This is a genomic window from Bacillus sp. FSL R5-0416 (genome assembly GCF_037975425.1).
GTDB lineage: Bacteria > Bacillota > Bacilli > Bacillales > Bacillaceae > Bacillus > Bacillus subtilis.
Window position 1 is genome coordinate 2,964,333 of sequence record NZ_CP150252.1, and the last position, 14,399, is coordinate 2,978,731.

The following is a 14,399-nucleotide window of genomic DNA, read 5'->3' on the forward strand; positions in this document are numbered from 1 at the left end:
TCCTATCTCTGTTTATTTCGCATCGTACCAAGATGGGCCTGATGCAAAGTCCACCTTTAACGGCACATCTAATGCAAGCGCATGCTCCATCACTTCAGGAACAAGCTTTTCAAGAATTTCAATTTCTTCCTTTGGCGCCTCAAAAATCAATTCATCGTGTACTTGAAGCAGAAGCCTTGCTTTCAACTGTTTTTCTTTCAGCTTGGCAGCCATGTCAATCATGGCTTTTTTGATAATATCAGCGGCGCTTCCTTGAATCGGCGTATTCATGGCCGTCCGCTCCGCAAAACTTCGGATATTAAAGTTCCGGCTCGTCAGCTCAGGGATGTAGCGGCGGCGATGCATAAGCGTTGTTACGTATCCTTTTTGCTTCGCTTCCTGTACTGAATCTTCCATGTACGCTTTTACGCCTTGGAAGCTTTCCAGATAGCGGTCGATAAATGCTCCCGCTTCCTTCCGAGTAATGCCGAGGTTCTGTGACAGACCGTAATCGCTGATCCCGTAAACAATGCCAAAGTTGACCGCTTTCGCCTGGCGTCTCATCGCAGATGTCACTTCATCCTTAGCGACATGGAACACATCCATTGCCGTTTTCGTGTGAATATCCATATCATTTGTAAAAGCTTCGATCAGATTTTCATCCTTTGAAATATGGGCAAGCACCCGCAGCTCGATTTGTGAATAATCGGCTGCAAAAATGAGCCAGTCTTTTTCAGACGGCACAAAAGCTTGGCGAATTTTCCGCCCTTCCTCAAGCCTGATCGGAATGTTTTGCAGGTTCGGATCAGTCGAGCTGAGACGGCCAGTTTGCGTTAAGGCCTGGTTAAATCGCGTGTGCACTTTATGCGAATCCGGTCTCGTCACCTTTAAAAGCCCTTCGATATATGTTGATTGAAGCTTGCCGATTTGTCTGTACTGTAAAATATAGTCGACAATATCATGCTTGTCAGCCAGCTTTTCAAGCACATCGGCAGACGTAGAATAGCCTGTTTTCGTTTTCTTTACGACAGGAAGGCCGATCTTTTCAAATAAGATGACGCCTAGCTGTTTCGGAGAATTGATGTTAAACGGCTCTCCCGCAATCTCATGGATTTTTTCTTCATATTCCTTCAGCTTCGCACCCAGTTCTTCACCCATCCGTTTTAAACGGTCAACATCGACCTTGACGCCAGTTGATTCCATTTCGCCAAGAATAAGCGCAAGAGGCATTTCCAGCTCTTCAAACAGTTCAAGCTGGTCGTTGTTTTCCAGCTCCTGAACGAGCTTTTCCCGAAGGCTTTGAATCGCTAACGCTTTTCGGCCAAGGTGCTCAGACAGTACGTCTTCTGACGGCACTGCCCGTTTTGCTCCTTTTCCATAAACTGATTCATCACTTGAAACGATATGCAGGCCGTAATCCTTAGCCACACTCGCAACGTCGTCATATGAATTGCCCGGGTTGATGATATAAGCCGCAAGGAGCGTGTCAAACTCGGCTCCTTTCAGCTCAATGCCCTGCCAGCGCAAAGCGACAACTGCCCGCTTGCTGTCGAAGACCCATTTCTTCTGCTCGTCATTTTCCACCCATTCTTTAAACACCTCAGACTCAACGGCAATGTCTTTCGGAATGAAATAAGCTCCCGTTTCATTTACGATCGAAAATCCGAGGATCGGCTCTTCATGATAATTATCGCCAATCTGTTCAACGACAAATGCGGATGGAGAAACCAATATATCGCTTGTCACGTCTGTGACTGTTTTGACATTAATGTCTTCCAACGATTGATCCTGTTCTGCTTCTGCACTGTCTTCTCCAAGCCGTTCAAGAAGCGTGTTGAAGCCAAGATCTTTAAAGATGGCAATGACCTGTTCACGATTAAAGCCTTGATATTCCAGGCCGGAAACAGATACCTCAATCGGAGCATCCGTCATAATTGTCGCAAGCTCCTTGCTCATCAATGCCTGATCCTTAAACTCCTCAAGCTTTTCCTTCAATTTCTTTCCGCTCACCTCGTCAATGGACTCCAGCAGCTTTTCAACGGAATCAAATTGTTTTAAAAGCTTAATCGCAGTCTTTTCTCCGACGCCGGGCACACCCGGAATATTATCTGAGGAATCGCCCATCAGACCCTTCATGTCAATGATTTGTTCAGGCGTAAGCCCGTATTTCTCTTTGACATGCTCCGGTGTGTAAAATTCAACATCGGTAATTCCCTTTCTCGAAATGGCAACTGTCGTTTTGTCCGTTGCCAGCTGTGTTAAATCCTTATCTCCTGAGAAAACCTTAACTTCAAATCCGTCTTTTTCAGCCGATTTGGCCAGTGTGCCGATAATATCATCCGCTTCATATTGTTCCAGTTCATAGCGGCTGATCTGGTAGGCATCCAGCAGCTCGCGGATAAACGGCATTTGTTCGGAAAGCTCAGGCGGGGTTTTCTGTCTGCCGCCTTTATATTCTTTAAATGTGCCGTGACGAAATGTTGTTTTCCCGGCATCAAACGCAACCAGCATGTGCGTCGGTTTTTCATCCTCAAGCATTTTCATCAAAATCATCGCAAAGCCGTATACAGCATTCGTATGAACACCTTTATCATTGCTTAACAGCGGCAATGCAAAAAACGCCCGGTAAGCCAGACTGTTTCCGTCTACAAGCACTAATTTTTTTCGTTCCGTCATTCAATTTCCTCCTAAGAAGCCTCAGGCTTCCATTCATCTCTTACATAGTCATTAGCTCCTCTTATTTTAACAAAGTTCAATTTGAAAGGAAAATACGTGAACTATAAGAGAAGACACAAAAAAGGACGGGAACACAAATAGGTTCCCGCCGTCAAAATTGGCTCCTTGGATGAAGGGGTTCTACTACATCCTACCAGCATAGGTTTAACAGTGCATGAAGATATTGTTAAACCTTTGTAAACATTAGGCGGACTTTTCAGCGGCCCGTTTCAGCGTCACGGTAAAGACAGTTCCCCGTCCAAGCTCGCTTGTGACATCAATTTTCCCTTCATGAGCCTCTATTAAATGCTTGACAATCGCAAGGCCCAGCCCTGTTCCGCCCGAATTCCTGCTTCTGTCTTTATCTACGCGGTAAAAGCGTTCAAAGATTCGCGGAATTTCTTCTTTCTGAATTCCGATTCCAGAATCGGCAACCTCAATCTGAATGTCTTTTTCTCTGGGTTTTACATTGATAGCCACGGAGCCCCCCTCAGGCGTGTACGTTAACGCATTGTTTACGAGATTAAGAAATACCTGTTTCAGCCTGTACGGGTCACCAGATACATATTGAGGGTCTTTCGGGACATTCAGGTGCAAGGAGATGCCTTTCTCATCCGCTTTATGCTTCAGAAGCGTTTCAATCTCACCAAGCATTTTGGCCGGCTCAAACGTTTCGATACTGAGCGTGAAATTTTGCTGCTCGATTTTTGAGAGATCGAGCAAATCCTGAACCAAAGACTGAAGCCTTTCGCTTTCCTTAAGAATAATAGAGAGAAATTCAGAAAGCGCCTCTTTGTCCTCCATCGCCCCATCCAATAACGTCTCCGTAAACCCTTTTATGGACGTAATCGGCGTTTTCAGCTCATGAGAAACATTGGCCACAAAATCCTTCCTCATCTGCTCTAATTTCTTTGTTTCCGTCATGTCATGGAAAACGAGCACAATTCCTTTCCATTCATCGTCCGGCCCCATAATCGGAACGCCGTCCACTTCAAAATAACGCCGTTCTATTTTGATCGGAAGTCTTAACAGCTTGCATTTCTTTGTCTCCGTCATAAAAATATCTTCGACAAGCTGGATCACTTCTTCATGTTCAAATGCATCGTGATAAAGACGGCGCAGCATATGATTCGGATTGATATGAAACTGCTTGGCGTAAGACCTGTTTACGAGATTAATAAAGCCTCTTCCGTCGATCATAATCAGCCCGGAGCCAATGTTTTCAATGACTGTCAGCAGCCGATCCCGCTGCATTTCCTGCGTTCGCGTCATTTCCATCAGATCAATGGCAAGGCTGTTCATCGCATGTCCTAGCTTATCAGAACGCCTAATATAGCCGCCGTACGTCCGTGCATCGTAGTTGCCCTTAGAAAGTTCTGTGGCTACATTTGTCGCTGACTCAATTGACCTTTTATAACGTGAGGTCATGCTGGAATAAAAATAAACAATGACGATAAATGCGGTACAAAGACTGGCCGTCAGCATCCCCCACAATTCGCCTTTTAAGCCGTCGCTTTTTTCAGAGGCGGAAAGCAGCACATATCCTGTTTTTTCACCTTTGCTTCTAAGTGAAAGTCCGTAATAAAGCTTGTTATCTGTTGTTGACAGAATACCCTCATGGCCAGAAACAAGCGCCTGCACCTTTTGGGAATCAGCCGCTCTCCCGTTTGACTCATACAGCACCTTGCCGTCTGTATCGATAACGGATGCGCTCACATCAAGCGCGCCGCCTGCATCTTTAATGATTTTCTCATTTGCTTGATTATTCAGATTGCCGGCATCAAGAAGCGAAGCCAAGTATTTTGCTTCTTTTTCAATGTGTTCCTCTGCTTTCCTTTGATCAGATGTCTCAAAAAGCTGCTGTAAAAACAGCCCGAGAACACAAAACACCAGAATCATACAGACAACGAATACAGAAAAAAGGCGCACACGGTATTTATTCATTCATTTTTGGCTCCTCCAGTTTATACCCCAATCCCCTAATCGTTTTAATGTAGATCGGTTTTTTGGTATTGTTTTCAATTTTGTCGCGAAGATGGCTGATGTGCACATCAACAATTCTCGTATCTCCGGCAAAATCATAATTCCAGACTGCGCTCAGCAGCAGGTCTCTTGTCAGAACTCTGCCTTTATGTCTGCCTAAATAGAGCAGCAGTTCGAATTCTTTCGGTGTCAGTTCAAGCTGACTTTCTTTAAAGTACGCTTCATAATGATCAGGCAGGATTTTCAGATCGCCGATTACGATCTGGCCTTCCATTTCATCGTTCTTCATCTCACTAGAGGGCGCAGCCATTTCCGAACGCCTTAAAATCGCTTTGACTCTCGCATTTACTTCCCTTGGACTGAACGGCTTGGTCATATAATCATCAGCACCGAGCTCAAGCCCTAATACTTTGTCGAATTCCTCATCCTTCGCTGTCAGCATTAAAATGGGAAACATCAGTTTTTGCTGTCTCAGCTGCTTGCATACTTCGATTCCGTCCAATTTTGGAAGCATCACATCAAGCACAATCAAATCAGGCTTCTCTGTTTCCGCTTTTTTGAGTGCTTCTTCCCCATCCGAGGCGGTAATGACATCATAGCCTGACCGTTCCAAATTGTACTGTAAAAGAGTAACAATAGATTCTTCATCATCCACAACTAAAATTTTCTTGTTCATGCTGTGCCTCCAGTATTATAATTCCCCGACATCCTATTTCTCTATTTTATGTCATCTTAACATGTTTCATGATTTTATTTTAGCGAAAGCAGGACATTCCGACAATTCGCCTTTTACATCATTTTTAAAAGAAATAAAGATGTTCATGATAGCGCTTTCATTTATAGTAAAAAGAGAAAGGCTGTATTAAGCAAGCCTTTCTCTCTTTTTATTAGGATAATACTTTCATGACATTTTTGACAGATTCAACTGATTTATTCAGCTGCGCTCTTTCATAGTCTGTCAGTTCAAGTTCAATGATTTGCTCAAGACCGTTGCCGCCTACAATTGTAGGAACACCAAGGTAGATGCCTTCATAGCCGTATTCCCCTTCAAGATAAGCAATTGTAGGAAGGACGCGACGCTGATCTTTCAAGATCGCTTCGACCATTTCTGTCAGAGAAGCCGCAGGCGCATAATACGCGCTTCCGTTTCCAAGAAGATTCACGATTTCGCCTCCGCCTTTTCTAGTGCGCTCCACAATTGCGTCAATCCGTTCTTTCGGAATAAGAGTTTCAAGCGGGATACCGCCAGCATAAGAATAACGCACAAGCGGCACCATATCGTCACCGTGTCCGCCGAGTACGAAACCAGTCACATCTTTCACTGACAGGTTTAATTCCTCTGCCACAAATGTTCTGAATCTTGCCGTATCAAGCACACCGGACTGGCCGATTACACGCTCTTTAGGGAAGCCTGATTCTTTGTACACCGCGTATGTCATTGCATCAACAGGATTTGTCAGCACCACAATAATAGAGTCAGGAGAATATTTTACGATTTCCCGCGTAACGCTTCTCATAATCTTTTCGTTTGTAGAGACCAGATCATCTCTGCTCATACCAGGTTTTCTTGCGATACCGGCTGTAATGACAACAATGTCAGAGCCAGCTGTATCCTCGTAATTGGATGTTCCCGTAATTTTTGCGTCAAAGCCTTGAACCGGGCTTGCTTCAAGCATATCAAGCGCTTTTCCCTTTGTCGGGTTCTCCAATTGCGGAATGTCAACAAGAACAACGTCTGCCAGCTCTTTTTGAGCGATTAAAAATGCAGTTGTAGCTCCGGTAAAACCTGCTCCGATAACAGAAACTTTTTTACGAGTATTTCCCATGTCTCTCTTCTCCTTTATGGCTAGTTTTAGGCTTTTTCCTTGCTTAGTCCATGTTTTTGATCAGTTCTTCTCCGAACTCTGAACATTTCACTTCAGTCGCCCCGTCCATTAATCTAGCAAAATCGTAAGTTACGACCTTGGAAGCGATTGTTTTTTCCATAGATTTGATAACCAAATCAGCCGCTTCGTTCCATCCTAAATGCTCAAGAAGCAGAACGCCTGAAAGAATAACTGAAGATGGGTTTACTTTATCAAGGCCTGCATATTTAGGAGCCGTTCCGTGCGTCGCCTCGAAAATCGCATGTCCTGTTTCGTAGTTGATGTTCGCTCCAGGAGCAATGCCGATTCCGCCGACTTGCGCAGCAAGAGCATCAGAAATGTAATCTCCGTTCAAGTTCATTGTCGCAACGACATCAAACTCGTTTGGACGCGTTAAGATCTGCTGAAGGAAAATGTCAGCAATGCTGTCTTTGATAATGATTTTTCCTGCTGCTTCCGCTTCGCTTTGCGCTTTGTTGGCAGCGTCTTTTCCTTCTTCTTCAGCAATGCGGTCATATTGAGCCCATGTGAAGACTTTATCTCCGTATTCTTTTTCAGCAAGTTCATAGCCCCAGTTTTTGAAGGCGCCTTCTGTGAACTTCATGATGTTTCCTTTGTGAACAAGCGTTACAGATTTGCGGCCATGCTCGATCGCATAATCAATGGCAGCTCTGACCAAGCGGCTTGTTCCTTCTTCTGAAACAGGCTTAATGCCGATACCTGATGTCTCAGGGAAACGGATTTTATTGACGTTTAACTCATTTTGAAGGAAGCTGATAAGCTTTTGCACTTCTTCAGAGCCTTTTGCATACTCGATGCCTGCGTAAATATCTTCTGTATTTTCACGGAAGATGACCATATCAGTATCTTCAGGGCGTTTTACCGGTGACGGCACTCCAGTAAAGTATCTTACAGGTCTTAAGCAGACGAATAGGTCAAGCTCTTGTCTGAGCGCTACGTTCAAAGAACGGATACCGCCGCCGACAGGTGTCGTTAACGGGCCTTTAATCGCGATGAAATATTCGCGGATCACATCTAATGTTTCAGCAGGGAGCCACTCACCTGTTTTATTATAAGCCTTTTCTCCGGCGTAAACTTCTTTCCATGTAATTTTCTTTTCGCCTTTGTATGCTTTTTCTACTGCTGCTTCCAAAACCTTCGAAGCCGCGTTCCAAATATCAGGACCGGTTCCGTCTCCTTCGATAAATGGGATAATCGGGTTGTTTGGTACGTTTAATACTCCGTTAGAGACTGTAATTTTTTCACCTTGTGCCACAATAAAAACCTCCCAGTATGTAATTCATATTTAGAAAACATTTTATTTTTCTTATATAGAAAATAAAATGATTTTTCCTAACATTCAATTTAAAGTGTAACCCAATTTTGATGTTCTGAACAAGAGGCTAACCTCATTGACGCAAGCCAGCCTCCAATGGTTCTTTAGGCTCTTTCTTCAATCGGAACGAATTTTTGTTTGTCAGGGCCTGTGTAATCTGCCCGCGGGCGGATCAGACGGTTGTTGTCATACTGCTCAAGAATATGAGCGAGCCAGCCGGACATTCTGCTTACTGCAAAAATCGGTGTAAACAAATCATGGTCAATACCGAGGCTGTGATATACAGAAGCCGAATAGAAATCAACGTTAGGCGGAAGCTTTTTCTCTGATGTGACGATGTCTTCTATACGAATCGACATCTCATACCATTTGCTTTCGCCTGTCAGGTTGGTCAGGCGCTTGCTCATTTCTTTCAGATGCTTCGCGCGCGGATCACCATGCTTATACACACGGTGGCCGAATCCCATGATTTTTTCTTTCTTTTCAAGTTTAGCGCGGATGTACGGCTCAGCGTTTTCCACTTCACCGATTTCTGTCAGCATTTTCATAACGCCTTCATTCGCTCCGCCGTGAAGAGGCCCTTTCAGCGCGCCGATTGCTGCAGTAATGCCTGAATAGATGTCAGAAAGTGTTGCGACGCAGACCCTCGCTGTGAACGTTGACGCGTTCAACTCATGATCAGCATGTAAAATCAATGCTTTGTTGAAGGCTTCAACTTCAATTGGTGAAGGCTCTTCACCGTTTAATGTGTAAAGAAAATTCTCCGCAATACCGTAATCTTCTCTCGGTTCAACAGGCTCAAGACCCTTACGAATTCTGGAAAACGCTGCAACCAAGCCAGGCACCTTTGCCTGAAGGCGGATCGCCTTTCTGTAGTTGGCTTCCGGGTTCATGGTATCAGCCTCGCTGTCAAGCAGGCCTAGTAATGAAATTGCTGTCCGAAGAGCAGCCATGGGATGAACATTTTCGAGGGAATAAGATTTGAAGTGCTCAATAATTTCTTGCGGAACGGCAGCTTCCTTTGCAAGCTGCTGCTTTAACTCTTCAAGCTCTTTTTTGTTTGGCAGCCTTAGATGCCAAAGCAAGTAGATGATTTCTTCAAAACTTGCATTCTCTGTCAAATCATCGATATCATACCCCACATATGTAAGGGTATCATCAATAATAGAACTAACAGATGATGTTGTTGCTACAACCCCTTCAAGACCGCGTGTCGCTGTCATATATAACATCTCCTTTTCAATAAATTTCCCCTTTAAGAGTGTTGTAAAAACATGAGGCTTACTTAAAAAGCACGATGCAAGTATTTCTCTCCCCCAAAAAGAAAATGCTTACATTTTACTGGCTGCTGGAACTAAAACCCCTTGCTTATGAAAGAACATAACAAATTCTTATAAGCTTATTTAAGTTTAAGCCTATTCTCATTATAAACAATAATCAGACATTTGTTAAATGTTTACCTATAATTTTTTTTTTCATTCTGTGATTTCCCCGAAAAAACGCCTTTATTTGCGGGTTTTTGCATAAAAAAAAAGCGGCTTTCAGGCCGCTTTTTTTTATGAAGTGAACAGTTTTACGATCTGCATGGCTAAATAAGCAATCCCCGCTCCGATCAGCGGTCCCACCGCAACTCCTCCAAAAAGCGCGACTGCAAGAATGGTCCCGATCACGAGAGCAGTTGTAATATGCGGATCATTTTCAAGCAGGGTCAGGCCGTTTTTTGCAATCAGCGCCACTGCGATCCCCGCTCCAAGGGCGATCCATGCGTAGGAAGACCGCATTGCTTCTCCAAGCTGCTTAAATCCGATTTCTCCCGTGGCAATCGGGACAAGAACGGCGATGGTAATAATGGTCACACCCCAGTTAATGCCTTTTGACTGGATGGTCGGAAATAATTTTTGATCAAGTCCAACGATTTTGATGATCAAAAGGACGGATACAGCAAAGAGCAATGATTGGTTTTTTGCGATAAGTGCGATAGCCAAGAGTAAAATTAAAAATAAATTCGCTTGTGTAAACACATGCCATCCCTCCTTTAAGATGAATGTATTCATATTCAGCCGCAGCGTGAATACATATAAAAAATAGGACATGCTGACGAGAGGAGGACCGTTTTCGTGAATCAATCTTATATCACTATTTTTTTCAGAACCCTCTTTGTCATATCAATGACCGCAGGGTCGATAGCTGCGGCCTATTATTCGTTTCCGTTAACTTATCCGTTCCTGATCGCCCTTATTCTTTCTTCAATGATTCATCCTGTTGTCGATTATTTGGACAAAGTGACAGGATTCCCCCGAACGATAAATGTTCTGGGCGTTCTTGCTTTTTTTCTGCTCGCGGCCTTCGGCGTCCTCACCATTCTGGTAGCCGAAATCGTAACGGGAACAGCCTATCTAGCAAAAACGCTGCCTCCGCATATCAGCACGTTTATTTCATATTGCGAAAAATTGTTTACAACTCATATTCAGCCGCTCTATAACGAGTTAACTCTTTTGTTTCAAGAATTGGAAACGAACCAGCAGGCTTCCATCGTCACTCATATCCAGACACTCGGTGATTCTGCCGCTAAAAATGCCGGGCTCTTGCTGTCCCACATTCTAGAGATGATCCCGAGATTTTTTGCTCTTCTTCCCAATACGGCGGCGGTTCTGATTTTTTCTCTTCTGGCAACCTTTTTTATGACAAAGGATTGGCACAAGCTGAAAGCCATGCTTGTTTTAATTCTGCCGGATCGTGTGACAGCTAACAGCAAAGCAATCAGCAGCGAATTAAAAAAAGCAATGACTGGTTTTATCAAAGCACAAGCCGTCCTCGTTTTCATCACGATGGTGATTGTATTTATCGGCCTTTCTCTCTTAAAGGTTGAACACGCCGCAACAATTGCTTTTTTAATCGGGCTTGTAGATCTTCTCCCTTACTTAGGTGCCGGCTCCGTATTTGTGCCCTGGATTTTGTATTTATCGATTACGGGCCAGCTGCCCCAAGCGATCGGAATTGGTATCCTGTACCTCGTCGTTCTTATTCAGCGGCAGCTGACAGAGCCCAAGATACTAAGTAAATCTATCGGGATCGATCCGCTGGCAACACTCATCGCCCTGTTTGCCGGCTTTAAATTATTCGGGTTTTTAGGACTGATTGCTGGACCGGCTGTACTCGTCATCATCCAAGCTTTCATCACAACAGGCGCATTAAAAGAAATATGGTCCTATATCACCGTTCAGCAAAAATAAAACGGCAGCCGTTTTTTTCATGGCTGCCGTTTTTTATTTGATGATGATCCGCTTATTCTTCGACATTCCTCTCAGCCATTTGAACAGAATCGGCTTACACCAGCCGCGGGTAAACGGGATAAGAAGACAGGCGCCGGCCAAATCTGATAAAAAGCCCGGAAGCATCAGCAATAGACCGCCAATGAAAATGCACAAACCGTCAACAATCGCTTCCCCCGGCATTTTGCCATATTGAAGATCACGCTGAACCTTATAATACACTTCGGTTCCTTGTTTTTTTGCAGCTGCTGCGCCGATAATGCCAGTCAGAATCATGAATAGAACTGTCGGCAAAATGCCAATCAGCTTGCCTAAAAATAGGAATATGCCGATTTCTATTGCCGGAAACACAATAAAAAGCAAAAACAAAAATCTCATATCCAAGCCCCCCACACGTGTAACACGTTCTGTTCAACAAAAGGCATGATAAAGAGAAAAGGAAGGGATTCCCCTTCCATTTTCACCTGTAATTAAAGAACGCTCGCACGGCCTTGATAGACTGCGCCTCTGGAAGCGTCAACTGTAATATCCTGGCCATCTGTCAAAATAGATGTCGCATTTTCCAGACCCACGATAACCGGGATGCCAAGGCTTAATCCGACTACCGCAGCATGGCTAGTCAAACCGCCTTCTTCTGTAATAAGAGCAGACGCTTTTTCAAGGGATGCAATCATATCACGGTCAGTGCTTTTGGTAACAAGTACCGCACCGTCAGTCATTTTTTGCTCAGCTTCTTTTGCATTTTGTGCAACGACAACCGGACCGTAAGCTGATTTGCGTCCAATGCCTTGGCCTTTAGCGACGATATCGCCGACAGTATGAACCTTCATTAAGTTCGTAGTGCCGGACTCACCGACAGTGCCTGCTGTAATAACGATAAGATCGCCGTGTTTTACAATTCCGCTGTTCAATGATTTTTGGACAGCATCCTCAAGCATCTCATCTGTTGAGCTCGCATTTTGGCCGCTTTCCGCGAATACACCAGATACGAGGGCAAGCTTTCTGGAAATAGAGTCATTTACAGTAACCGCAACAATCGGAGCCTGCGGACGGTATTTTGCAATCATACGTGCTGTATGGCCGCTTTCTGTCGGCGTTACGATCGCAGCAGCATTCAGGTTAATCGCCGTATGTGCGACAGATTGTCCAATTGCGTCTGTAATTGTCATGCCCACTTGATCTCTGCGTTTTGAGAGAATTTCTTTATAATTTAAAGCTTCTTCAGAACGGGACGCGATGTTATGCATTGTTTGAACTGCTTCAACCGGATAACTTCCGGCAGCAGTTTCACCAGAAAGCATGATCGCATCTGTTCCGTCGAAGATCGCGTTTGCAACGTCACTTGCTTCCGCACGAGTCGGACGCGGGTTGCGCTGCATGCTGTCAAGCATTTGTGTTGCTGTAATAACAGGTTTGCCCAGCGCGTTGCATTTTTTGATCAGTTCTTTTTGCACAAGCGGCACTTCTTCAGCTGGAATTTCCACACCTAAGTCTCCGCGTGCAACCATTAAGCCGTCAGACACTTCGAGAATCGCATCGATGTTGTCAACGCCCTCTTGGTTTTCGATTTTAGGGATGATTTGAATATCCTGAGCGTTGTGCTCTTCAAGAAGCTCACGGATTTCGAGCACATCCGTAGAACGTCGAATGAAAGATGGTGCGATGAAGTCTACTCCTTGCTCAATACCGAAAACGATGTCTCGCGCATCCTTTTCAGTAATACCCGGAAGATTGACACTTACGCCCGGTACGTTAACACCTTTTTTATTTTTGAGTGTTCCGTTGTTTAATACTTTTGTTTTGATTTCGCGTTTAGCGGCATCTACATCAAGTACCTCAAGACCGATAAGGCCGTCATCTAACAGAATCGTTGAACCTTGTTCAACGTCATGGACTAAACCTTCATATGTCACTGAAATTTTATCTGTTGTTCCTACAACCTCGTCCATTGAAATAATGAGCTCTTTGCCTGTTTCAAGCTCAATACCGCCGTTTTCCATTGTATGTGTGCGGATTTCAGGACCTTTTGTATCAAGCAGAATTCCAACGTTCTTGCCAAGTTTTTTACTTGCTTCGCGGATATTTTTAATTCTTGCACCGTGTTCCTCAAAATCTCCGTGAGAAAAGTTTAATCGAGCCACGTTCATTCCTGACTCCATTAATTTCGTAAGCATTTCAATACTTTCACTTGCCGGACCGATGGTACAAACAATTTTAGTTTTTCTCATTTGGTTCACTTCCTTCTGAAATCTTCAGCCTTCAGCTGTACATTAGATAGACAGTTCTTTTGAAAGCTGATACATGTTTTGCTCAACTGTGTGTTTTGTCTCAAGTATTTCTATAATATCATGGTCTACAAGCTTATTGTTTTGTATACCTACACAGCGTCCGCCTTTTCCTTCAAGCAGCAGTTCAACTGCATATGCGCCGAGACGGCTTGCTAACACACGGTCAGCAGCACTCGGAGAACCTCCGCGCTGGATATGGCCCAATACAGATACCCTAGTTTCAAGATTTGTTTCTTCTTCAATGCGTTTCCCGAATTCAACACCGCTGCCTACACCTTCGGCAACAATAATAATACTGTGCTTCTTGCCGCGTTCGTGGCCGCGTTTTAAGCGGGCAATGATTTCGTGCATGTCATAGTCTGCCTCAGGGATTAAGATCGATTCCGCGCCCCCTGCAAGACCGGCCCACAATGCGATATCGCCGGCATGACGGCCCATTACTTCGATTACATATGTACGTTCATGAGAAGTCGCTGTATCGCGAATCTTATCAATTGCGTCAATTACTGTATTTAAAGCTGTATCGAAACCGATTGTAAAATCAGTGCCCGGAATGTCATTATCAATTGTACCCGGTACACCTACACATGGAAACCCGTGTTCCGTTAATTTTTTCGCACCCATATATGAACCGTCTCCGCCGATAACAACAAGGCCTTCAATACCAAGCTTCTTCAAGTTTTCTATCCCTTTTTCACGGCCTTCAACTGTTTTGAATTCAGGACATCTTGCCGTATAAAGCTTAGTTCCTCCACGATGTATAATATCGCCTACTGATCCGAGTTCAAGCTTTTCAATCTTTCCGCTGATCAATCCCGCGTATCCGTTGTAAATACCGTAAACTTCAACGTCATGATAGATCGCTTTTCTGACTACTGCGCGAACTGCTGCGTTCATTCCCGGGGAATCCCCGCCGCTCGTTAATACCCCTATACGTTTCATTCTCCATTCACCTCAGCAA

The 14,399-nt window shown here is 44.3% G+C and carries 11 protein-coding genes; 1 reads left to right on the forward strand and 10 read right to left on the reverse strand.

Annotation, left to right across the window (positions count from 1 at the left end; genetic code table 11):
- Nucleotides 1–12: 12 nt before the first annotated feature.
- The 7 genes from polA to NYE20_RS15930 all read right to left on the reverse strand — a co-directional run bounded on the left by polA (nt 13) and on the right by NYE20_RS15930 (nt 9,899).
- Nucleotides 13–2,655: a DNA polymerase I gene (gene polA / locus NYE20_RS15900; protein ID WP_249850903.1), complete on the reverse strand. Its 2,643-nt coding sequence runs from the start codon at nt 2,653–2,655 to the stop codon at nt 13–15.
- A 243-nt stretch (nt 2,656–2,898) separates the two neighbouring features.
- Nucleotides 2,899–4,638 (reverse strand): ATP-binding protein, encoded by a 1,740-nt coding sequence (gene phoR / locus NYE20_RS15905; RefSeq protein WP_212082331.1) that lies wholly within the window; start codon nt 4,636–4,638, stop codon nt 2,899–2,901.
- Nucleotides 4,631–5,353, reverse strand: coding sequence for a two-component system response regulator PhoP (phoP, locus tag NYE20_RS15910; RefSeq protein WP_014477634.1), 723 nt, complete (start codon nt 5,351–5,353; stop codon nt 4,631–4,633). The genes phoR and phoP overlap by 8 nt, the downstream gene beginning before the upstream one ends.
- Nucleotides 5,354–5,564: 211 nt before the next feature.
- On the reverse strand, nt 5,565–6,503 hold the full coding sequence (mdh, locus tag NYE20_RS15915) for a malate dehydrogenase (RefSeq protein WP_003237775.1): 939 nt from the start codon (nt 6,501–6,503) through the stop codon (nt 5,565–5,567).
- Between the two features lie 43 nt (nt 6,504–6,546).
- A complete protein-coding gene (gene icd / locus NYE20_RS15920) occupies nt 6,547–7,818 on the reverse strand; it encodes an NADP-dependent isocitrate dehydrogenase (protein WP_014477637.1) in 1,272 nt (423 codons plus the stop codon).
- 164 nt (nt 7,819–7,982) lie between these two features.
- Nucleotides 7,983–9,101 (reverse strand): citrate synthase, encoded by a 1,119-nt coding sequence (citZ, locus tag NYE20_RS15925; protein WP_004398810.1) that lies wholly within the window; start codon nt 9,099–9,101, stop codon nt 7,983–7,985.
- A 333-nt stretch (nt 9,102–9,434) separates the two neighbouring features.
- A complete protein-coding gene (locus NYE20_RS15930; protein ID WP_004398695.1) occupies nt 9,435–9,899 on the reverse strand; it encodes a DUF441 domain-containing protein in 465 nt (154 codons plus the stop codon).
- 96 nt (nt 9,900–9,995) lie between these two features.
- Between NYE20_RS15930 and ytvI the strand changes: the two genes are divergently transcribed.
- Nucleotides 9,996–11,111 (forward strand): sporulation integral membrane protein YtvI, encoded by a 1,116-nt coding sequence (gene ytvI, locus NYE20_RS15935; RefSeq protein WP_038827985.1) that lies wholly within the window; start codon nt 9,996–9,998, stop codon nt 11,109–11,111.
- Nucleotides 11,112–11,144: 33 nt separating this feature from the next.
- Here the strand turns inward: ytvI and NYE20_RS15940 are convergent, their stop codons facing one another.
- From NYE20_RS15940 to pfkA, 3 genes are all read right to left on the reverse strand, one after another.
- Nucleotides 11,145–11,528, reverse strand: a complete 384-nt coding sequence (locus NYE20_RS15940; protein WP_339183424.1) for an FxsA family protein — start codon at nt 11,526–11,528, stop codon at nt 11,145–11,147.
- A 92-nt stretch (nt 11,529–11,620) separates the two neighbouring features.
- Nucleotides 11,621–13,378: a pyruvate kinase gene (pyk, locus tag NYE20_RS15945; protein ID WP_021480298.1), complete on the reverse strand. Its 1,758-nt coding sequence runs from the start codon at nt 13,376–13,378 to the stop codon at nt 11,621–11,623.
- Between the two features lie 42 nt (nt 13,379–13,420).
- Nucleotides 13,421–14,380: a 6-phosphofructokinase gene (pfkA, locus tag NYE20_RS15950; RefSeq protein ID WP_003237788.1), complete on the reverse strand. Its 960-nt coding sequence runs from the start codon at nt 14,378–14,380 to the stop codon at nt 13,421–13,423.
- Nucleotides 14,381–14,399 lie beyond the last annotated feature (19 nt).